This window comes from Clostridioides sp. ES-S-0006-03 (assembly GCF_020662275.1).
In the GTDB taxonomy this organism is placed as follows: domain Bacteria; phylum Bacillota; class Clostridia; order Peptostreptococcales; family Peptostreptococcaceae; genus Clostridioides.
On the sequence record NZ_JADGMM010000007.1, the window covers coordinates 118,525 to 141,813 of the forward strand.

At 28.4% G+C, this 23,289-nt stretch carries 20 protein-coding genes, 1 pseudogene and 1 riboswitch; of the genes and pseudogenes, 20 read left to right on the forward strand and 1 reads right to left on the reverse strand.

Features of this window, described 5'->3' with window-relative positions:
- Nucleotides 1-101 precede the first annotated feature (101 nt).
- The 3 genes and pseudogenes from larB to guaA all read left to right on the forward strand — a co-directional run bounded on the left by larB (nt 102) and on the right by guaA (nt 4,038).
- Nucleotides 102-842 carry a nickel pincer cofactor biosynthesis protein LarB gene (larB, locus tag IR151_RS11280; protein ID WP_227434620.1) on the forward strand — a complete coding sequence of 247 codons (741 nt, stop codon included), beginning with the start codon at nt 102-104 and terminating at the stop codon, nt 840-842.
- Nucleotides 843-982: 140 nt separating this feature from the next.
- Nucleotides 983-2,115, forward strand: a pseudogene (gene larC, locus IR151_RS11285) (nickel pincer cofactor biosynthesis protein LarC).
- A gap of 59 nt (nt 2,116-2,174) precedes the next feature.
- Nucleotides 2,175-2,276, forward strand: a riboswitch (purine riboswitch).
- A 223-nt stretch (nt 2,277-2,499) separates the two neighbouring features.
- On the forward strand, nt 2,500-4,038 hold the full coding sequence (gene guaA / locus IR151_RS11290) for a glutamine-hydrolyzing GMP synthase (RefSeq protein ID WP_227434621.1): 1,539 nt from the start codon (nt 2,500-2,502) through the stop codon (nt 4,036-4,038).
- Nucleotides 4,039-4,230: 192 nt separating this feature from the next.
- Here guaA and IR151_RS11295 read toward each other — a convergent pair whose 3' ends face one another.
- Complete coding sequence (locus IR151_RS11295) at nt 4,231-4,710, reverse strand: MarR family winged helix-turn-helix transcriptional regulator (protein WP_227434622.1); 480 nt, start codon at nt 4,708-4,710, stop codon at nt 4,231-4,233.
- A gap of 162 nt (nt 4,711-4,872) precedes the next feature.
- On the opposite strand from IR151_RS11295, the gene IR151_RS11300 reads away from it, so the two are divergent.
- The 17 genes from IR151_RS11300 to purD all read left to right on the forward strand — a co-directional run bounded on the left by IR151_RS11300 (nt 4,873) and on the right by purD (nt 23,268).
- Nucleotides 4,873-5,433, forward strand: a complete 561-nt coding sequence (locus IR151_RS11300; RefSeq protein WP_227434623.1) for a hypothetical protein — start codon at nt 4,873-4,875, stop codon at nt 5,431-5,433.
- 241 nt (nt 5,434-5,674) lie between these two features.
- The gene (locus IR151_RS11305) at nt 5,675-5,890 is read left to right on the forward strand and encodes a hypothetical protein (RefSeq protein ID WP_227434624.1); all 216 of its coding nucleotides are present in this window, start codon (nt 5,675-5,677) and stop codon (nt 5,888-5,890) included.
- A gap of 174 nt (nt 5,891-6,064) precedes the next feature.
- On the forward strand, nt 6,065-6,646 hold the full coding sequence (locus tag IR151_RS11310; protein WP_227434625.1) for a sugar O-acetyltransferase: 582 nt from the start codon (nt 6,065-6,067) through the stop codon (nt 6,644-6,646).
- 372 nt (nt 6,647-7,018) lie between these two features.
- Complete coding sequence (locus IR151_RS11315; protein ID WP_227434626.1) at nt 7,019-9,262, forward strand: EAL domain-containing protein; 2,244 nt, start codon at nt 7,019-7,021, stop codon at nt 9,260-9,262.
- A gap of 435 nt (nt 9,263-9,697) precedes the next feature.
- Entirely contained in the window at nt 9,698-11,728 is a 2,031-nt protein-coding gene (locus IR151_RS11320) for a BglG family transcription antiterminator (protein ID WP_227434627.1), read from the forward strand.
- Nucleotides 11,725-12,177, forward strand: a complete 453-nt coding sequence (locus tag IR151_RS11325) for a PTS sugar transporter subunit IIA (protein ID WP_227434628.1) — start codon at nt 11,725-11,727, stop codon at nt 12,175-12,177. Before IR151_RS11320 ends, IR151_RS11325 begins: the two co-directional genes overlap by 4 nt.
- A 1-nt stretch (nt 12,178) precedes the next feature.
- Nucleotides 12,179-13,234, forward strand: a complete 1,056-nt coding sequence (locus IR151_RS11330; RefSeq protein WP_227434629.1) for a PTS fructose transporter subunit EIIC — start codon at nt 12,179-12,181, stop codon at nt 13,232-13,234.
- A gap of 78 nt (nt 13,235-13,312) precedes the next feature.
- Complete coding sequence (locus IR151_RS11335; RefSeq protein ID WP_227434630.1) at nt 13,313-13,621, forward strand: PTS fructose-like transporter subunit IIB; 309 nt, start codon at nt 13,313-13,315, stop codon at nt 13,619-13,621.
- A 104-nt stretch (nt 13,622-13,725) separates the two neighbouring features.
- On the forward strand, nt 13,726-14,991 hold the full coding sequence (locus IR151_RS11340; RefSeq protein ID WP_227434631.1) for a class II D-tagatose-bisphosphate aldolase non-catalytic subunit: 1,266 nt from the start codon (nt 13,726-13,728) through the stop codon (nt 14,989-14,991).
- A gap of 87 nt (nt 14,992-15,078) precedes the next feature.
- Nucleotides 15,079-15,789 carry an HAD family hydrolase gene (locus IR151_RS11345; RefSeq protein WP_227434632.1) on the forward strand — a complete coding sequence of 237 codons (711 nt, stop codon included), beginning with the start codon at nt 15,079-15,081 and terminating at the stop codon, nt 15,787-15,789.
- A gap of 476 nt (nt 15,790-16,265) precedes the next feature.
- Nucleotides 16,266-16,742: a 5-(carboxyamino)imidazole ribonucleotide mutase gene (purE, locus tag IR151_RS11350; protein WP_003420964.1), complete on the forward strand. Its 477-nt coding sequence runs from the start codon at nt 16,266-16,268 to the stop codon at nt 16,740-16,742.
- 5 nt (nt 16,743-16,747) lie between these two features.
- Nucleotides 16,748-17,446: a phosphoribosylaminoimidazolesuccinocarboxamide synthase gene (gene purC / locus IR151_RS11355; protein ID WP_227434633.1), complete on the forward strand. Its 699-nt coding sequence runs from the start codon at nt 16,748-16,750 to the stop codon at nt 17,444-17,446.
- Nucleotides 17,447-17,457: 11 nt separating this feature from the next.
- The gene (gene purF, locus IR151_RS11360; RefSeq protein WP_227434634.1) at nt 17,458-18,825 is read left to right on the forward strand and encodes an amidophosphoribosyltransferase; all 1,368 of its coding nucleotides are present in this window, start codon (nt 17,458-17,460) and stop codon (nt 18,823-18,825) included.
- Complete coding sequence (purM, locus tag IR151_RS11365) at nt 18,819-19,895, forward strand: phosphoribosylformylglycinamidine cyclo-ligase (RefSeq protein WP_227434635.1); 1,077 nt, start codon at nt 18,819-18,821, stop codon at nt 19,893-19,895. The genes purF and purM overlap by 7 nt, the downstream gene beginning before the upstream one ends.
- Complete coding sequence (purN, locus tag IR151_RS11370; RefSeq protein WP_227434636.1) at nt 19,889-20,482, forward strand: phosphoribosylglycinamide formyltransferase; 594 nt, start codon at nt 19,889-19,891, stop codon at nt 20,480-20,482. Before purM ends, purN begins: the two co-directional genes overlap by 7 nt.
- Nucleotides 20,475-22,007, forward strand: coding sequence for a bifunctional phosphoribosylaminoimidazolecarboxamide formyltransferase/IMP cyclohydrolase (gene purH, locus IR151_RS11375; RefSeq protein WP_227434637.1), 1,533 nt, complete (start codon nt 20,475-20,477; stop codon nt 22,005-22,007). The genes purN and purH overlap by 8 nt, the downstream gene beginning before the upstream one ends.
- A gap of 10 nt (nt 22,008-22,017) precedes the next feature.
- A complete protein-coding gene (purD, locus tag IR151_RS11380) occupies nt 22,018-23,268 on the forward strand; it encodes a phosphoribosylamine--glycine ligase (RefSeq protein ID WP_227434638.1) in 1,251 nt (416 codons plus the stop codon).
- Nucleotides 23,269-23,289: the final 21 nt, after the last annotated feature.

Sequence of the window (23,289 nt, forward strand, 5' to 3'; positions counted from 1 at the left end):
GAAGTTGTATTGTTATTTTTTAGGTTATGATGTTAGATATATATTAATTAAGGTATAATTGTTGATAGAGAATAAATCAAAGTTTAAAAGGATGCGATAATATGGACTTAAGAAAATTGCTTGAACAGGTTAAAAATGAAAACATTGATATAGATGTTGCATTAGAACAATTAAAAGATTTACCCTATGAAGACCTTGGATATGCCAATATAGACCATCATAGAGAATTAAGAAATGGATATCCAGAAGTAATTTATTGTGAAGGTAAAAGTGATGAACATATTTTAGGAATTATTGATAAAATGAATCAAAAAGGTTCTAATATATTGGGGACAAGATGTAGAAAAGAAACATTTTTAAAAGTTAAAGAAATTTATAGTCATGCTGAATACGAAGAATTATCTAAAATTCTTAAAATTCAAAATCATGCTATAGAGAATATTGGAAAAGGCAAAATTGTAATTGCAACAGGAGGAACTTCTGATATACCAGTAGCAGATGAAGCATATTATACAGCTAAATTTTTAGGTAATGATGTTGATAGAATATATGATGTTGGAGTGGCTGGTATACATAGACTTTTAAATAAGAGACACAAAATAGATAGTGCTAGAGTAGTAGTAGCTGTTGCAGGAATGGAAGGTGCACTTGCAAGTGTAATTGGAGGCCTAGTTGATGTTCCAGTAATAGCTGTACCAACATCTGTTGGATATGGAGCAAATTTTGGAGGATTAGCAGCATTATTGGCTATGTTAAATAGTTGTGCATCTGGAATATCTGTTGTAAATATTGATAATGGTTTTGGAGCAGGATATTTGGCAGCTATGATAAATAAATTATAATAGGTATATTGATATAAATTAAACATAAATTATACGATGTTAATCTAATGTTTATTAGATTTTTCATTATTAAAACTGAGGAGAAATATATGAGTGAAAAAATACTTTATTTTGATATAGTAAGTGGTATATCAGGGGATATGACCCTTGCAAGCTTATTAAATTTAGGTGTACCTGAGGAAATTTTTTTGGAGGAAATTCATAAACTAAAAATGAGCGATGAATTTAATATAAATATAAGCTCAAAAAGTGAAAGTGGAATATCAGGTATAACAGTAAAAGTAATTACGAAAGAAACACATATACACAGGAATTTAGTGGATATATTTGAAATTATAGATGAAAGTGATTTAAATGAAAATGTAAAAGCTAATGCTAAAAAAATATTTATGGTAATTGGAGAAGCAGAAGCAAAGGTTCATGGAACTACAATAGATAAGATACACTTCCATGAGGTAGGAGCTATAGATTCAATTGTAGATATCGTAGGAGCATCTATATTAGTTGATTTACTTTGTATAGATAAGATTTATTCTAGTACAGTATCTGTTGGTTCAGGATTTGTAAAATGTGACCATGGAGTCATGCCTGTACCTGCACCTGCAACTATGGAAATATTAAAAGGTGTACCAATCAAATTAAATAATGTAAAAGGAGAATGTACGACTCCAACAGGAGCTGCAATAATAAAAGTTCTGTGTGATGAATTTGTAGAGGATTTTGAGTTTTCTCCAATAAAAATTGGATATGGAATAGGTCATAAGAAATTTGAAGTACCTAATATGTTAAGAATAGTATTAGGAGAAAAAAAAAAGAAGAATTAATTTATGAAATTAGTGCAAATATCGATGATATGTCTTCAGAAGTATATTCTTATTTGTATGAAAAAATATTAGACGAGAAAGCGTTAGATATTTATACAGAAAGCATTTATATGAAAAAGAATAGACCTGCAACAAAAATATCGATTTTATGTAATAAAGTAGATTTAGAAAAATTTATTGAAATATTGCTTTTAGAAACTAGCACTTTTGGAGTACGATATAATGCTTACAACAGAGAAATTTTAGATAGAAAGTTTGTAAAATTAGACACAAAATATGGATTAGTTACAATAAAACTAGGGTATTACAAAGATAAATTAGTTAAAGCTACTCCAGAATATGATGAATGCAAAACTATAGCAAAAAATGAAGATATTCCTATAAAAAAAGTGTTTGCTGATATAAATTTTAGAATAAAAGAAGAATTTAGTGAAAACTTATTGACATAAGTAATAAATTTTGATAAATTAATACTCAGCTTTAATAAATAAAAGCAAACAGAAAAAAATATATAAAATATAAACTCACTCGTATATGCTCAGAGATATGGTCTGAGAGTCTCTACCAAGATACCGTAAATATCTTGACTATGAGTGAAATTATTATACCAAAAGACCTAGTTAAGTAAATGTGTAGGCTGAGTTATACTCCCTATATGTTGGCTATAAGATAAGGGGCATTTTGGAAGCCTGTATAGTAATTTCACTTTTGCTAGAAATTATGGAAGTTACTATACAGGTTTTTTGTGTAAAAAGATTTAATATAATTTAGACTGTATTGTGTTAAAATAAATATATATAAAAACTATATTATACAAGGAGAGATGGAAATTTATGAAACATGAATTAGTACTTGTAATAGATTTTGGAGGTCAATATAATCAGTTAATAGCTAGAAGAGTTAGAGAAAACAACGTATATTGTGAAATACTTCCATGTACTGCAAGCATAGAAAGAATAAAAGCAAAAAATCCTAAAGGGATAATATTTACAGGTGGGCCAAATAGTGCATACTTAGAAGATTCTCCAACAATATCAAAAGAAATATTTGAACTAGGAGTACCAATACTTGGTATATGTTATGGAGTTCAAATAATGTCTCATGTATTAGGTGGAGTTGTAAGAAAAGGCAATAAACAAGAAAAAGAATATGGAAAAACATCTATAACTTATGGAAAATCATCATTATTTGAAGGGATTACTACAAATAGTGTTTGGATGAGTCATACTGATTTAATAGAAAAGGCTCCAGAAGGATTTACTATAGTTGCAAATACTAAAGATTGTCCAGTAGCGGCTATGGAAAATGTAGAACAAAAACTATATGGAGTTCAATTCCATCCAGAAGTAGAACATTGTTTAGAGGGAGATAAGATACTTAAAAATTTCTTATACAATGTATGTGAAGTAAAAGGTGACTGGACTACAGATTCATTCATAGAAGATAAAATAAAAGAATTAAAAGAAAAAATAGGTGACAAAAAAGCTTTATGTGCTTTAAGTGGAGGTGTTGACTCTTCTGTTGCTGCAGTTCTTATTCATAGAGCAATTGGAGATAACTTGACTTGTATATTTGTTGACCATGGTTTACTTAGAAAAAATGAAGGTGACGATGTAGAAAGAATATTTAGAGAGAAATTCGATATAAATTTAATAAGAGTTAATGCAGAAGATAGATTCTTATCTAAACTAAAAGGAATTTCTGAGCCAGAAGCTAAGAGAAAGATAATTGGTGAAGAATTTATAAGAGTATTTGAAGAAGAATCAAATAAATTAGGAAAAATGGATTTCTTAGTTCAAGGAACAATTTATCCAGATGTTATAGAAAGTGGACATGGAAATGGTGCTGCTACTATAAAATCTCACCATAATGTTGGTGGAATTCCTGAAGATGTGGATTTCCAAGAAATAGTTGAGCCATTAAGAGAACTATTTAAGGATGAAGTTAGAAAAATAGGATTAGAACTTGGTATAGAAGAAGGATTAATATTTAGACATCCTTTCCCAGGGCCAGGTCTTGGAATAAGAGTTATAGGTGATGTAACTAAAGAAAAATGTGATATATTAAGAGAAGCAGATGCTGTTTATATGGACGAGCTTAGAAAAGCTGGTTTATATAGAGAAATATGGCAAGCTTTTGCAACATTACCAGATGTTAAGACTGTTGGAGTTATGGGAGATGAAAGAACATATGCTTATTTAGTTGGTTTAAGAGCAGTTACTTCTTCTGATGGAATGACTTCTGACTGGTATAAGATGCCTTATGATGTGTTAGAAAAAATTTCTAATAGAATAATTAATGAAGTTGATGGAGTAAATAGAGTAGTTTATGATATAACTTCTAAACCACCTGGAACAATAGAATGGGAATAATTAATAATGAGCTAGAAAGCCTTTAAATAGGGTATTTCTAGCTCTTTTTCGGTCTATTTTTTACTTGTTTTAATACATATCGTGCTGTGTAACTATTCTTTTGGACTATATTTATGTTTTCAATGGAATGCATAAAATTCAAAGTCATAATACATATTAGTTGAGTTAAATTTTGTGCTATAAATAATTATTTTACTCATAGTATTTTTCTTCTCTTTCAACTCCTGTATATAGTTTTGTAATCATTTGATAAAACAGGCTGATTTCTTCATTTGAATAATCCTGAAATATATTGTTTAATTTCTCAGTATGGAGTTCCTGTACTTTTTGTGAATATTCATCTGCTTTTTTTGTTAGTACAATAGAAGTATTTCTTTTATTATTGGGTTCATGTTCAATAGTTATAAAACCTTTGTTTTCAAGAGAAACAGCTAGTTTTTTTATATTTTGACGTGAAGACCCTAAGAGTTTCCCAAGATAAGTAAAAGTAGTTTTTTCATCAGCATGCTTTACCATTGTAAGAAGCATAAATTGTTTTAAAGTAAGATGTTCATCTGCTTTATCAAAAATAGTTTGTAATCGGTTTTGTAAAATAAATATGCTTGCAAAAATACCACGAACTTCATTATTTCTTTCACCACTAAAATTTCTAATCATGTTTTTAATTTGCATAAGATACTCCTTTCATGTGAAATCTACTATTTATATTATAGTAATAAGTTGCTATAGTGTAAATGGTAACTTATTACTATAGATTTATACAAGAGATTTATCAGTTATACTAACTAATAACATTTAGAGTCTTTAAACACTTTACCTTAGGGAGGAAATTAAATGATAAAGAAAAAACAAATGACCTGGCTAAATATTTCACCAACCATTATATTCATATTATTGCTAATCATTACAGTTTGTGGAATATTTTCATTTTCTATAGATAATAAATATGAAGCAATAAACCTATATGGGCAGGTTATTGAGATGTATGGTACAGGTATTTATCAATATGACTCATATTTCAAGGCACCTATATTGATAGGTTCAGACTTAACAATGCTTTTAATTATCGTTCCAGTCATTGGTTCATACATATTTCGTGATATAGATACAGTAGAACAAAAAACAAATTTTCTAACAATTCTAGGTATCATTTTGTATTATGCTTTTAGTATTTCATTTGGAGTTGCACATAATCAATTACAACTAGTATATATTTTGTTAACTTCAATTTCATTTTTCACCCTATTTACTTTACTGCTAGAGCTTTATGTAATATCATTTTGCTATAACTGTTCTTTCTATTTAAGAAAGATAGAATTAGTATTTTTGATATTAGCAGGTGCTTCAAATATTATTGGATGGTTACCAGATGTATTACATTCATTATTTAGGTAGTACACTTGCTATAATCTCTATTTATTTTGATAAGTTAAATAAAAAAAGAGTTACAGCGATTCTATCAAATAATGATTTTTAAATTCATATGATACAAATTCATATCAATTATTTAAAAATGACTAAATAAATAATATAATTATGAATTGTCATACAAATATGGTTTGTGTTATGCTTGGTGTATTGAAGATATAGTAACTACACACTTGTTAAAAAAAATCATTATAAAAAGAGACTGCATATGCCAACTGAAAGATATAAAATCAGAAGATTTCAAGAAAGCTATATTGATTCTTTTATGTCTTACCGAAATAATGAACAAAAGTTTATACAAGTATTAGCAAGTGCTTTATCAGATAATCTGGCTTCAAATAATTTATTGAAAAAAGTAGATTTTAAATTTAGCATTTTTGATTCAATGAATAATGAAAATATCTATAGTATAGATTTGATTTAAGTAGAACCTATAATTATATACTAACTTTGTATTTGCAAGATGTAAGTAAATTAAATATTCAATAAGATAGTTTCATTGAGTATTTAATTTTTTATATTACAATATAAATATGGAACAATATTAATAACAAATATTATTTTTAGTTAATATACTAATATATTTTAGGAGGTTGGGATGACAGAACGTGAAAAGATGTTGGCAGGAGAATTGTATGACTGTGGAGATAAAGAATTATTATGTCAATGGCACAAAGCCAAGGATTTAACAAAAGAGTATAATAGTTTGAAATCAGATGATAGTATTAACAAGGAACGTATCTTAACAGAACTCTTAGGTGGAAAGGGAAAAAATATATGGATTACTGCACCTTTTTATGTTGATTATGGAAATAATATTTATTTTGGTAATAATTGCGAAGTAAATATGAATTGTACATTTTTAGATGATAATGAAATCATAATAGGTGACAATGCATTGATTGCCCCTAATGTACAAATATATACAGCATTTCATCCAACTAATGCTAAAGATAGATTTGAGGAAAGAACTGATGATGGATTTAGTTTTTGCAAAACTATAACTGCACCAGTGAAAATTGGTAATGATGTTTGGATTGGTGGAGGGAGTATTATTTTACCAGGAGTAACAATAGGAGACAATGTAACTATTGGTGCAGGTAGTGTTGTAACAAAGTCAATTCCATCTAATACTATAGCTTATGGGAATCCTTGTTGTGTTATTAAAGAAAATAAGTGAAGGTTTAATAATATATTTAGTTATGAGATATTAGAGATATTAAGTGTCTCATTAAAATAAAGAGCTATCTTAAAATATGGGATAGCTTTTTTGATATAAGTATATAGAATTTGTTAGTCTTGAATAAATAGAAACATAAACTTAGATTATGGAATTTGTTTTTAAACAATATTCTACAGCAGTTTAAGGAAAAATATTACATAAATAAAATCAATAAAATGCTTATTAATGAATTATTATTGAAATATAAAGGAGTTTTGTTGAATATTGATAAGTAGAATATTATAATATAGTGTGAATAGTTTTTTGGTAATGAAATTTGTAGAGTTAGTATTTATGCTAAAAATGGACTTATAGTTTGGAGGACAAAAAATGAAATTATCAAGGTACGAAAAAAACAATATGGTTTTGTCTGTGGTTTTATGTGCACTTATTATTTCAATTCTTGTAATTACTGTTTTTACTACTGTAAAACTGTACAACATATCTAATAAGCAAACTAAAAACTATCTAAATGATGTATCTACACAAGTTGTAACAAATGTTGATAATCAAATTAAGTTTATTTTATCTGATTTAAGGCTAATGGCAGATTTTATTAAACAATATGAAGGTGATAGTCGATATGATTACTTAGCAAAAAGAAAAACTAGTTATAAATATTCTGATATTGGAATAATAGATTTAAAAGGTAAAACAAAGTTTTTAAGTGGAAAAGAAGCGGATTTAAAGAATACTATTTCATATAAAAAGGGGATAGAGGGAAAGGAATACACAGAACTTATAGAGTCAATAGATGTTGTACTCTACAGTGTACCTATATTTGATTATAAACATGAGGTATCTAGTATTTTAGTAGGTGTTTCTCAAAAAGAAAGTGTGAATAATATTCTTGGTATTGACAGTTTTAACGGAGAAGGAACTATTGAAATTGTTAATACTAAGGGGAAACCTCTCTTTATAGGTAAAAATAGTGAGTTGATAAAGGACCTTAGTCATAAATATAAAGGTGCTACAAATGAGCATTGGGTTCCCAAAATAATGGATGACTTTAAGAATGAAGAATCAGGAGAAATTACAATAACTTCGTCAAAAAATGTAAAGTGTCTGCTAACGTATCATCCAGTAACAAAAGATTTAAATGATTGGTATTTCATTCTTATAGTGCCTGAAGAAGCTGTTTTAGGTGAATTGAATAAATTAAACATTTTTACAATAATAATGACCTTTATAATTATTTTTATTATTGGAATTATAACATGGATTTTATATACTATTAGAAGAAAATACATAAAACAAATTGAAGATATTGCTTATTTAGATAATATAACAAATGGTATTAATTCAACAAAATTTAGTATGTTAATAAAACCTTTAATTTCAAAATCTCCTGATAATACTTATATGATGATAGCAATAAATATAAAGGATTTTAAGCTAATAAATGACTGTTTTGGTAGTGAAAAAGGAAATAATACACTTAAATATATTTATAATGTTTTAGAAAAAAATATTGCTAATGATGAGGAGTTTGTATGTCGGCATGATGCAGACCTGTTCTATCTATTTATGAAGAATAGACCAGTATTAGAAGTTTTAGAATTACTGTATAAAATAGAAGATGAGATTAATTATTTTAACAAAGGAAAAGAAAACCCATACTTTTTAAGAATATCAGTAGGTATTTACGCAATTGAAAATCATGACGAAGATTTAATTACAATACAAGACCATGTGAATACAGCAAGAAAAAGTTTTAATAAAGCACATAAAAGTGATTTTAATTTTTATAGTGATATAGAAAAAAAACGATTGATATTTGAAAAGGAATTGTCAAATTTAATGGAAAAAGCTCTTGATGATAAAGAATTTTTTATATGCTTACAACCAAAGATTGATATAAAAACTGGAAAGGTTAGTGGTGCAGAATCTCTTGTTCGTTGGAATAGCCCAGAGAAGGGGATGATTTATCCTAGTGATTTTGTTCCCATTTTTGAAAAAAGTGGATTTATATGTGAGTTAGACCTATATGTTCTTGAAGAAACATGTAAATTGATTTCTAAATGGATAAAAGAATGTAAGGAGTTATTAATAATTTCTGTTAATGTATCAAGACAACATTTAAAGGATAAATCATTCTTAGAAAAATATGAGATGATATGTATTAAATATAATGTACCTACATCTTTAATAGACTTAGAACTTACAGAATCTATTTTTTTAGAAAATCCAGAAGCAATTTGTGTAATAGATGATATCCACAGTAAAGGCTTTAAATGTTCTATAGATGATTTTGGATTTGGATATTCATCATTAGGGATATTAAAGGAGTTTAAAGTCGATATAATTAAATTAGATCGTTCATTTTTTGTTAGTAAAAATAATATAGAACGTGGTAAAGTTGTTGTGGAATCTATTATTGAACTTAGCAGGAGACTTGGTATGAAAGTAATTGCTGAAGGTATTGAAGAAGTTGAACAAGTATATTTCTTAAAAAGTATTGGATGTGATTATATTCAAGGTTATGTTTTTTCTAAACCATTATCAATACATGAATTTGAAGAATTCGCATATAATGGTGATAAAGTAAAAAATTTAACAATACCTAATGATTAGGTTTATAAAATTAAATATTTAGGCAAGTTATATAATTTAAATATATAGCTTGCTTTTTTTATTTGTATGTTTAAATCTACAGATATAGTTTTACTTTTAAGTAAAACTTTTAACTATTTTGTTGTTACCCATATAGTTAAAGATATGTAGCAGTTATTAGTAAAGCGTTGAAAATACTATGTAATGTTAAAATATATTGTAATTAGTAGGTGATATAAAGTTTTAAATATAAATATTATATTTTTTAATAAAAATATGTCTACAGATTTTGTAAAAACAATTTTCAAATATTGTAAGTTGTAGTTAAAGCTTTATTGTATTATTCTGAATATAGAAAGATAGTTACTATTTTTAGACATAAAAAAACTTAAATATACAGAATAACATAAAATTTGCAGTATTAATAACTCTAATTATTTTGAAAGGAGGGAAAATATGATAAGTGGAAGAATGTTACTCATTATGAATTTTCTAAAAGGAAAAGAGAAGACAAGTTATAAGGAAATTAGCCAACAATTAAGTATAGAAGAAAGAAAAGTTAGATATGACATAAATAATTTAAATATAGTTTTACAGTCATTAAATAAACCATTAATACAAAAAATAAATAAAGGTGTACTAATTATTCCTAAGAATTTCCAAGTAGTATATATAGATAATAATGAATATGTATTTTCTTTAACTGAGAGAGTATCTATTATGAAGATTATATCAATGTTTAAAATAGATAAGCTAAATTTAGAAAAGTTGAGCAAAGAATTCCAGGTTTCTAGAAGTTCAATTAAAAACGACCTTAATGTTCTATCAAGTGAATTAGAAAGAAACCAAATAACTATTACATATGATAAGACTTTCAAAATAAGTGGAGATGAAAACACTATATATAAACAAAGACTAAGTATATTAAAATTATATTCTTACCTATTTGGTAAAGAAAAGTCTGATTTAAGTGTGTTTGAGCAGTACTTAGTGAAAATTATTGAACAAATATTCAAGGGGATTTCCTTGAATAATATATATAATTGGTCAATAGATTTACTTTCCAAAATGGATTGGATTTTAAATGATGAATCTTTCACATGGTATGTTTCAAATATTTTTCTTTTTACATGGTACATACATTCAGATGAAAAACATCCTTTGGAATCTTCCTCATTAAGTGAACCATATTTTGAAAATAAATTTGACCAAGAATTTGAACAAATCATTCAAAAGAAATTGACTAAAGAACAAATTTTATTGCTAAAAAGTTTTGTGTTTTTTACAAATAAATATGCAAGTTTAAATGAAGATATGGATTTGATTAGTACAGAAATAATAGTTCAAGATTTAATTTACAATATGTCAGAAATATTGAGTGTTGATTTTAAAGAAGATATGATTCTTTATAAAGGATTGCTTAATCATATTGCCCCATTAATAGAAAGAATCAAGCAAAACATACAGATTTATGAAGAACTATTTCATGTAATACCAGATAAGTATCAATATGTACTTGAAGCTACTAAGGTTTCTATACAAAAAAATAGGATGTTAAATCAAATAAAAAATGAAAATGAAATAATACTTTTAGCAATACACTTTTTAGGAAGTGTACAAAGAAATGAGAGAAATAATTATAAAAACATATTATTAGTTTGTGGATTTGGATATGGTGTAATTGCTATGTTAAAAGATACTCTAATAAATGATTATCAAATAAATATAGTGGATAGTATTCCAGCATATAAATTACAAGATTATAAGGAATGGGAAAATATAGATTTTATTATAACAACATCAAAGATAGTTGTAACTTTGCCTAAAGTAGTTATTGAGATTAATCCATTTTTGCAGGAAAACGATTATTTAAAACTCGAAGAAAAAGGAATAAAAAGAAAGAATGTCTTGACTAACTATATATCAATCAAAAAAAGGCTGGATTTCTTAGAAGAAGATGCTCAAAAAAGAGTATTGAGTATCATATGGCAGGAGCTTGGATATAGTGATGAGAGAATATTATCTAGACAGCTTAAATTAAGTGATTTAATAGGTGCTGATACTATTAGTATAATTGATAGAGAAGTTAAGTGGGAAGATGCTGTTAAAATTAGTTCAAATATACTTGCTAATTGTGATTTTGTATCAACACAATATGCTGAGAATATTATAGATATTTTAAATAATGTAGGTTTCTATGCTGTAAAAGATGAAGAGTTTGCTTTATTGCATGGAAATGACAGTTCATTAGTTAAAGTAAGTTCAATAAGTTTACTAATATGTAAAGAGCTAATTAGTTTTGGTGATAAAAAGGTTAAAGTTATATTTTGTTTAGCAAGTAGAGATAAGAAAGAGCAAATTCCAGCAATAATTAATTTAACTAAAATGGTTTATAAGACTAATTTTATTAGTATGTTAGAAAGTGCAAGGACAAAAGAAGAAGCAGAAGGTTTAATTCATAAATATGAGGAGGAGGTCACTGTATGAGTAAATTAGTCAATGTAAAATGCTCATTCAAAATGAAAGCAGATTCAAAAGAAGAAGCTATTACATCATTAGTGGATGTAGTATCAAAAGAGGGGTATTTAAGAGATAAAAATCAATTTTTAGAAGATGTTTTAAAGAGAGAGGAAACATTATCAACATATATTGGGCATGGTATAGGTCTACCTCATAGTCAAAGTATAGGTGTCAAAGATTCTTGTATTACAATTGGAAAGTTTGATGTTCCTATTGAATGGACAGAAGAAGGTGAAAAAGTAGACTTGATATTTTTAATATCAGTAACAAAAGATAATGAAAATAATCTTCATTTAAAGATTTTATCAAAACTGGCACGTTTATTGATGCATGAGAGTTTTAGAAATCAAATTAGAGGGGCAGATGAACAAACAGTTTATAATCTTATAAAAGAAAAGATAGGGGAGGAAGATTAAAATGAGGATTTTAAAGTTTTTACAAAAACATCTTATGACAGCAACATCATATATGATTCCATTTGTAGTTGCTGGGGGAATATTATTTGCTTTATCAGTAACATTAAGTGGACAAGCTGCTGTTCCTGAAACTGGATGGTTAGCTAAACTAAATCAAATTGGTGCTGCAGGTCTAGCTTTATTCATTCCAATATTAGGCGGATATATAGCATTTAGTATGGCAGATAAGCCAGGGCTAGCACCAGGTATGATAGGTGCATACTTAGCAAAAGAAGTAAATGCTGGTTTTATAGGTGGTATTATAGCAGGGTTCATAGCAGGATTTGTTGTATTACAACTGAAGAAAATAAAATTAGCTCCTACAATGAGAACTCTAGGTTCCATATTTATTTATCCTTTGCTTGGTACATTGATTACAGGTGGTATAATTGTATTTTTAATTGGAGAACCTATAGCTTCTTTTATGGCATGGATGACGAACTGGTTAAATGGAATGTCTGGTGTTTCAAAGATTCCTTTAGGGGGTATTTTGGGAGGAATGATAGCTTCTGATATGGGTGGTCCTATAAATAAAGTTGCTGCGACTTTTGCTCAAACACAAGTTGATACACTTCCATACTTAATGGGAGGGGTTGGAGTTGCGATTTGTATACCTCCAATTGGATTAGGGTTAGCAACATTATTATTCCCAAAAAAATTTAGTAAAGAAGAAAGAGATTCAGGAAAAGCATCACTTCTAATGGGATGTGTTGGAATCACGGAAGGAGCTATTCCATTTGCAACAGCGGACCCTGTTAGAGTAATTCCTTGTATTATGGCTGGTTCAATTATTGGAAATATTATGGCTTTTTTACTGGGATGTTTGAATCATGCTCCTTGGGGAGGATTGATAGTACTTCCAGTTGTTGATAACAGGTTGGGTTATATAGCATCTGTACTAACTGGAGCAGTTGTTGTCGCAATATTGATGAAATTAGTAAAGAAAGATGTAAAAGAAGATGAAGAAATTGAAGAAGATATAGATGATTCTATTGAACTAATATTTGAAGAATTATAGATATATAAAATAATAAATTAATTTATATAAAATTGTAAGAAAATTATATAGAACTATAAATTTAAAGGAGATAAAGATATGAAAATTGTAGCAGTAACATCTTGTCCTAGTGGAGTGGCCCATACTTATATGTCAGCTGAATCACTTGAATTATCAGCAAAAAAATTTGGTATAGAAATAAAGGTTGAAACTCAAGGAAGCTCTGGAATAGATAATGAGTTGTCAATTAAAGAAATTGAAGAAGCAACTTGTGTAATATTAACTAATGATGTTGAGATTAGAAATATGGAGCGTTTTAAAGGCAAGAAAGTAGTAAGAATGAGTGTGTCTGATATTATTAAAAAATCTGATGCATTAATTAAGAAAATAAAAGATACTTTTCAATAAAGTTTGATTTATTTTACATATAACATAAAGATGTTTTTATTGAAGATTTTATTAAAAGCATCTTTGAAAACATCTTAAAAAATAGAATAAAAGGAGATATAGTAATGAAAAAATTACCAATAAAAACTGTCGTACAACGATTACTAGACTTACAAAAAGAGGGGAAAAGTGCAACACTTTTAGGGATTGGTCCTATGTCACCTAATTTGTTACAAGCGAGTTTTGAATTAGCAAAGGATGATGATTTTCCTTTAATGTTTATTGCAAGTAGAAATCAAGTAGATGCAGATGAGCTAGGAGGAGGTTATGTAAATGGTTGGAATCAAGAAACATTTACAAGAGATATTAAGAAAATAGCTGATGAAGTGGGATTTGATGGTTTATATTACTTATGCAGAGACCATGGAGGACCATGGCAAAGAGATAAAGAGAGAAATGACCATTTACCTGTTGACAAAGCTATGGAATTAGGAAAAAAATCTTATTTAGCTGATATTGAGGCAGGTTTTGATTTATTAATGATTGACCCTACAAAAGACCCATTTGAAATGGGAAAAGTGATTCCATTGGATATAGTGTTAGAACGAACTGTAGAATTAATTGAATATTGCGAAAAAGAAAGAAAAAGACTTAATTTGCCAGAGATAGGATATGAAGTTGGGACAGAGGAAACAAATGGAGGCTTAACTTCAACTGAGACATATGAAACATTTATAACTAGATTAAAAGTTGAACTTGAAAAGAGAGATTTGCCAATGCCGACATTTATAGTTGGTCAGACAGGTACTCTAACTAGAAAAACAGAACAGGTAGGCACTTTTAACTTTAAGAATGCTTATGATTTAGCTCAAATGGCTAAAAAGTATGGAGTTGGGTTAAAGGAACATAATGGAGATTATTTGGATGATGTGACTTTATTAGAACATATACCATCTCAAATTATTGCGACAAATGTTGCTCCTCAATATGGTACTGAAGAGACTAGAGCATACTTAAAGCTAGCAGAAGTTGAAAGAAAACTAAAGGAAGAAGGATTAATTGAAAAGACTTCAAATATTAGACATGTTCTTCTTGTAGATGCTATTGAATGTGGACGTTGGAGAAAATGGGTGATAGGAGAACAGAAAAATCTAACTACTGAAGAAATCTTTAAGGATGAAGTTTTATCTAATGAAATATTAGATATTGCAGGTCACTATACATTCAATAATGATGATGTTAAAAGAGAGATAGAAATGCTTTATAGTAATTTAAGAAAAAATAACATCAATGGTCAAAGATTTGTTGTAGACCATATTAAGCGTCCTTTACGTGATTATGCAGAATGTTATAATCTAAAAGGTGTAACTACTAGAATTTTAAATAAATAATAGGACTTATAGTGGTAGGTATTGTTATACTAGGTATTTATAGTTATAATTATATTTACCACTATTAAATTTTGGAGGACTAATATTTTGATTAATTTAATTTTTGATGTAGATGATACTTTATACAATCAGTTAACACCTTTTTATATCGCATATGATAAAGTATTTTCTTCAATAAAGAATATTTCTGTTAAAGATTTATATATCAGTAGCAGAAAGTATAGTGATGAGGTATTTCATTTGACTGAGAGTGGAGAGATGCCAATTGAAAAAATGCATGTGTATAGAATAATGAAAGCTTTTGAAGAGTTAGGAAACCCCATTACAGAAAAAGATGCTCAAAATTTTCAAGATGAGTATATATATCAACAATCACAAATAACTCTAATACCAGAGATGGAGCAAGTTTTGAATTTTGCTAAAGAAAAAAATATTAATATTGGAATTATAACTAATGGACCATCTTCTCATCAAAGAATGAAATTAAAGCAATTAAATATTGAAAAGTGGGTTGATGAAGAGAATATTTTTATTTCTAGTGAAGTTGGCTTTTCTAAGCCAGACATTAATATTTTTAGATTAGCTGAGAAATTTATGGGTTTAGATAGGGCAAATACATATTATATAGGTGACTCTTATAAAAATGATGTAGTAGGTGCTAAAAAAGCTGGATGGAAGAGTATATGGATGAATCATAGGGGGAATAGTTTAGAAGATTTGATTTATGAGCCTGATTTTGTAATTTTAGATTATCAAGAAATGAAATTGTTATATAAAAGATTATTTAAGGATGATTAACTATTGGCAAGATATGAATTTATTGATAAAATACAGAATTAAAAACGGCACTTTATATTTTTAAATTAACAACTATAAAATTATACACTAATGAAAAGGAAGATGATTTATAATAATTAACTTCCTTTTTTAGTATAGACTCTGATACAAGTATGTATAGAAATGAGTATCTTACTGAATTATAAATCTTATAATTTAAAAAATACTATGCAAGTTTACTTTAAAATTATATAAAATATATTTATTTATCAAAAAATAATAAATAAATGAAAAGTAATTTTATTAGGTATCAAAAAAAGCGAATAAAGTTCGATATGGGGCGAATAAAAAAAATACAAGTAATATTTTTTTTAAAAAATTTCAAAAAAGAGTTGATAATATATGTATATTAATATAAAATTTAAGGTGTATAATTCGTATAATGATACGAATGATTTAAAATGTAAAATAACTTATAAACGGAGAGGGGAAGTCTAATGAAAGTAGCAGTAGTTATGGGTTCAAAATCAGATTATCCAAAATTAGAAGAAGGGATAAAACTGCTTGAAAAATATGGAATAGAAGTTGTAGCAAGAGCATTATCTGCTCATAGAACACCAGAACAACTTTCAACATTCCTAAAAGAAATAGAAGATGATACAGATGTAATAATAGCAGCAGCAGGAAAAGCAGCACATCTACCAGGTGTAATAGCTTCACAAACTCTAATTCCAGTAATAGGATTGCCTATTAAATCATCAACTATGGATGGATTAGACTCACTTTTATCAATAGTTCAAATGCCAAAAGGAATACCAGTTGCAACAGTTACAATAGATTTAGGTTTAAATGCAGCTTTATTGGCATTACAAATAATGACTCTAAAATACCCAAAATTAAAAGAAGATTTGAAATCATATAGAGAAGAAATGGCACAAAAGGTGCTAGAAGACGACAAGAACTTAAGGGGGTAACAGAAATGTTATTATATGAAGGAAAAGCAAAACAAGTATATTCTACAGATAATGAAAACGAATATGTTGTTTATTATAAAGATGATGCAACAGCATTTAATGGAGAAAAAAAAGCAGAAATATCTTCAAAAGGTATACTAAATAATAAAATATCAACAATAATCTTTGAAATGTTAAAAGAAAATAATATAAATACACACTTTGTAAAAAGTTTATCAGATAGAGAAATGCTAGTTAAGAAAGTAGAAATTTTACCATTAGAAGTGATAGTAAGAAATATTGCTGCTGGTTCTATCTGCAAAAGAGTTGGTCTTGAAGAAGGTGTAGTTTTCGATGAGCCAATCTTTGAAATAAGCTATAAAAACGATGATTATGGTGACCCAATGCTAAACGACGATTATGCAGTGGCAATGAAATTAGCAACTAGAGAAGAATTGAAATTCTTAAGAGAAGAAACTCTAAAAATAAATGAATTGCTAAAAACATTCTTCTTAAAATTAAACCTAAAGTTAGTTGACTTTAAAATAGAATTTGGTAAAGATTCAGAAGGAAACATAATATTGGCAGATGAAGTATCACCAGACACTTGTAGACTTTGGGATGTAAACACAAATGAAAAATTAGACAAAGACAGATTTAGAAGAGACCTTGGAGACCTTGTAGAAGGTTATATGGAAGTACTTTCGAGAATGAATAATAAATAGGAGGCAAATGTATGTGTGGAGTTTTAGGGATTTACTCTAATAAAGATGTAACTAAAGAACTATATTATTCTTTATATTCTATGCAACACAGAGGGCAGGAAAGCTGTGGTTTAGCTCTTTTAGATGATGGAGAAATTAAGTACAAAAAAGATATGGGATTAGTTGGAGATGTTTTTAAGGAAAGTGAATTATCTAAGTTAAAAGGAAATATAGGTATTGGACATGTTAGATATTCAACAGCTGGAGGAAGTCATGTTTCTAACTGTCAGCCTTTAGTTGGAAGTTGCAGAAAAAGACAATTAGCTATAGCTCATAATGGAAATCTAGTAAATGCAAATTATTTAAAAGATATGCTAGAAGAAGATGGATATATGTTCCAAACTAATTCAGATACAGAAGTAATTTTATATATACTTGCAAGATATTACAAAGGTGATATAGTAGAAAGTTTAAAAGTAACAATGGACTATATCAAAGGTGCATATGCCCTTGTAATAATGAGTCAAGATGAATTGGTTGCAGTTAGAGATCCACATGGATTCAGACCTCTTGTACTTGGTAAAAAGGGTGATGAATATATATTTGCATCAGAAAATTGTGCAATAGACATACTTGGCGGAGAAGTTATAAGAGATGTAGAGCCAGGAGAAATAATAGTAGTTAAAGATGGTGAATTAAAATCATATTTTTATTCAGAAAATTATAAACCAGTTAAGAAAAGTTGTATATTTGAACACATATACTTTGCAAGAAATGATGCAACTATAGATAATGTAAATGCATATGAGTTCAGAATTAAATGTGGGGAAAGATTAGCTCAAGATGAAAATGTAAAAGCAGATGTAGTAGTTCCAGTTCCTGATTCAGGTTGGCCAGGAGCTATTGGTTATGCAAATGCTAGTGGATTAAAAATAAGTGAAGGTCTAGTTAAAAATAGATATGTAGGAAGAACATTTATAAAACCTACACAAGAGGAAAGAGAAATAGCTGTAAAAATAAAATTAAATCCTCTTTCAACAGTAATAAAAGGAAAATCTATAATTTTAGTAGATGATTCAATAGTAAGAGGAACTACATCTAAACAGTTAGTAAAATCTTTAAGAGAAGCAGGAGCAAAAGAAATTCATCTTAGAATAACATCTCCTCCAGTAGCTTACTCTTGTTATTATGGAATAGATACTCCAAATCGCTCTAAGTTAATTGCATCAAGTAACAACGTAGAAGAAATGAGAGAATATATTGGATGTGATAGTTTAAAATTCCTAGATATAGAAGGAATGTTAGATGCAGCAGAACATAAGTCTACTTTCTGTAAAGCTTGTTTTGATGGAGAATACCCAGTTAAAAAAATTGATAAGGAGGAACTACTTTCATGTTAACATATAAAGAATCAGGTGTAGATATAGATGAAGGAAATAGAGCAGTAGACCTTATAAAAGGTAAAATTAAAGGAACTTATGATGGAAATGTAGTTGGAGATTTAGGAAACTTTAGTGGATTATACAGTTTAAAAGATTTTGTGGGAATGAAAGAGCCAGTTTTGCTTGCATCTACAGATGGTGTTGGGACTAAGTTAAAAATAGCTCAAATGATGGACAAGCATGATACTGTTGGAATAGATTTAGTTGCAATGTGTGTAAATGATTTAATATGTCAAGGTGCTAAGCCATTATTCTTCCTTGATTATATAGCTCTTGGAAAATTAGTTCCTGAGCATATAGAAAAAGTAGTTGGTGGAATAGCAGATGGCTGTAAGATGTCTGGTTGTGCACTAATTGGTGGAGAAACTGCTGAAATGCCTGGAATGTATGGAGATGATGATTATGATTTAGCAGGATTCTCTGTAGGTATAGCTGACAAAGAAAAGATTGTTTCTGGAAATGATGTTAAATCAGGAGATGTATTAGTTGGTATATCTTCAAGTGGAGTACACAGTAATGGATTTTCTTTTATAAGAAAGATATTCTTAGAAACTTATGATTATAAGATGGAACAATATGTAGAAGAACTAGGAATGACAGTTGGGGAAGCACTTTTAACACCAACTAAAATATATGTTAAGTTAGCTTTAGATGTATTAGCTAAACATGATATAAAAGCTATAGCTCACATAACTGGTGGAGGGCTTATAGAAAATATAACAAGAGTTATACCTAAAGGATTAGGATTAGACATCAATAAAAAATCTTGGGAGAAGCCTCCTATATTTAAAATGATAGAAGGTTTTAATGCTGTAGATGAGAGAGAACTTCATAAGAGTTTTAACATGGGTATTGGACTAGTTTTAATAGTAGATAAAGAAAATGCCAACGATGTTGTAAACTTTATAAATAATAGAGAAAATGACAATGCTGCTTATGTAGATAAAAAGTATAGTGAATTATTAGAAGATAAAGCATATATAATTGGTGAAGTAGTAGATAGTCATGAAGGTGTAGAATTATGCTAAATATAGGAGTTTTGATATCTGGTGGAGGAACAAATTTACAAGCAGTTATAGATGGTACTGAGTCTGGAAAAATAAAAGGTCAGGTTAAAGTAGTTATCTCAAGTAAGCAAGATGCTTATGGTTTAGAGAGAGCTAAAAATCATAACATAAAGGCAATTTGTGAAACTAATGAAGACAAGATAATAGAAATTCTTAAAGAAAATAAAATAGATTTAGTAGTTTTGGCTGGTTATTTAAAAATAATCAGCCCAAAGCTGGTTAATGAGTTTAGAAACAAAATGATAAACATACATCCATCATTAATTCCTTCATTTTGCGGAGCTGGATTCTATGGAGAAAGAGTCCATCAGGGAGTAATAGATTATGGGGCTAAAGTAACTGGTGCTACAGTTCATTTTGTGGATGAAGGTGCTGATACTGGACCAATAATAATGCAAGATGTAGTTAAGGTAAATCAAGATGATGATGCAAAAACACTTGCAAAAAGAGTGTTAGAAGTTGAACATAGGATTTTGGAAGAGAGTTTAAGTCTTTTTTGTGAAAATAAATTAAAACTTCAAGGTAGGAGAGTGTTTATAAATGAGTAAGAGAGCTTTAATAAGTGTAACTGACAAAACAGGTGTAGTTGAATTTGCTAAAGAATTAAATAAGTTAGACTATGAAATTATATCTACAGGAAATACTTTTAAAACATTAAAAGAAAATGGAGTTAATGTAATGCAAGTTGAAGATGTTACAAACTTCCCAGAAATATTGGATGGAAGAGTAAAAACATTAAATCCATATATACATGGTGGAATACTTTATAAAAGAGACAAAGAATCTCATGTAGAAACTGTGAATGAACATAAAATACATTCAATAGATTTAGTAGCTGTAAATCTATACGATTTTGAAGGAACTTTAAAAGCTGGGAAAAGCCACGATGAAATGATAGAAAATATAGATATCGGTGGACCATCTATGATACGTTCTGCTGCTAAAAACTATAAAGATGTAATAGTAGTAGTAGATATAAAAGATTATGATTCTATAATAGAAAAATTAAAAACAGAGACAATGACATTAGAAGATAGAAAAAAATTATCATATAAAGCTTTCTCAACTACAGGAAGATATGATGCTTTAATATCTAGCTATTTTGCTGGAGAAGTAGGAGATACATATCCTGACATATTAAATTTAACTTTCCAAAAAGAACAAACTTTAAGATATGGAGAAAATCCACATCAAAATGGTTTCTTATATTCACAATCAAATGCAAAAAATCCAATCTTAAATTATGAACAACTAGGTGGTAAAGAACTTTCTTTCAACAACTTAAATGATTTACATGGTTGCTTAGAAGTTATGAGAGAATTTAAAGATAGTGAAGAAGTAGTTTCAGTAGCTATAAAACATGCTAATTCATGTGGTGTAGGATTAGGAAAAGATGCTTTTGAAGCATATACAAAATGTTATGAAGCAGATAAAGTATCAATCTTTGGTGGAATAGTAGGAATAACTTCTACTATAGACAAAGCTACAGCAGAGAAATTAAATGAAATATTCTTAGAAATAGTAGTAGCATACGATTTTGAACCAGAAGCGTTAGAGATACTTAAACAAAAGAAAAATCTAAGAATCTTAAAATTAGCTAAGATAGAAAATAGTTTACAACCATATGAAATGAAATACTTAGATGGAAAATTATTGATACAAGATAGAAACAATACATTAGCAGAAAAAAGTGAAAATGTAACAAAAGCAAAACCAACAGATGAGCAACTTAAAGACATGGAATTTGGTATGAGAGTGGTAAAAAATATGAAGTCAAATGCAATTGCAATAGTAAAAAATGGTCAAACTCTAGCTCTAGGTTGTGGACAAACATCAAGAATTTGGGCATTAAAAAATGCTCTTGAAAATAATAAAGATAAAGATTTTACAGGAGCTGTTTTAGCATCAGATGCATTTTTCCCATTTGATGATTGTGTAACATTAGCTCATGAATATGGAATATCAGCAGTAGTTCAGCCAGGTGGTTCTATAAAAGATAAAGATTCAATAGAAGCTTGTGATAAGTATGATATGGTTATGGTATTTACAGGAATAAGACACTTCAAACACTAAGGAGGATATTATGAAGATATTGGTTGTAGGCGGTGGCGGAAGAGAACATGCTATATGCTGGAAATTAAGCAATGAAAAAAATGTAGAAAAAGTTTATTGTGCGCCAGGTAATGCAGGAATCGCAAATGTAGCAGAATGTGTAAATATAGGTGATACTGATGTAGAAGGGCTTTTAAAATTTGCCAAGGATAACAAAATAGGTCTAACAATAGTAGGTCCAGAAGTACCACTAGTTATGGGAATAGTAGATGAATTTGAAAAAGAAGGTTTAAGAGTATTTGGACCTAATAAAAAATGTGCTCAACTTGAAGGAAGTAAAGCTTTTTCAAAAGATTTTATGATAAAGCATAACATACCTACTGCAAAATATAAAGAATATACAAACTTAGAAGAAGCTATATCAGAAATAGATAGCTTTGGGTATCCAGTAGTAATAAAAGCGGACGGATTAGCTGCTGGAAAAGGTGTTGTAATACCTGAAAATAGAGAAGATGCTATAGCAACTTTAAAAGAAATGATGTCAGATAAGAAATTTGGAACTGCTGGAGATAAAATAGTAATTGAAGAATTTTTAAAAGGTATAGAAACTTCTATCTTGGCATTTGTAGACAATAATACAATAGTTCCTATGGCAAGTGCAAAAGACCATAAAAAGGTAAATAATTATGAACAAGGACCGAATACAGGTGGAATGGGAACTTTTTCACCTAGTGAAATCTATACAGAAGAATTAGCAAATAAAGTAAAAGAAACAGTACTAGAAAAAACATTAGAAGGATTCAAAAAAGATGGACTTAACTTTAAAGGTATTTTATTTGTTGGTCTTATGATAACTGATGATGGAGAGAAAGTACTTGAATATAATGTAAGATTTGGAGACCCTGAAACACAATCTGTTTTATTTAGATTAGAAACAGATTTACATGAAATAATGGAAGCTATACTTGACAATAAGTTAAAAGACATAGAAATAAATTATAGTGATGATGAAGCTGTATGTGTTATGCTTACATCAGGAGGGTATCCAGACAGTTATGAAAAAGGAAAAGTTATAACTGGTCTTGAAAATTTAGATGATGATATAGTAGTATTCCACAGTGGTACTAAGATTCTTGACGGCAATTTAGTTACTAATGGGGGAAGAGTAATTGGTATAACTACAAAATCAGATACAGTTAAAGATGCAGCAGAAAAAGTTTATGAAAATATAAAAAAAATAAATTTTGAAGGAATGCATTATAGAACAGACATAGGTAGATAATTTTTCTAAAATGGAGGATAA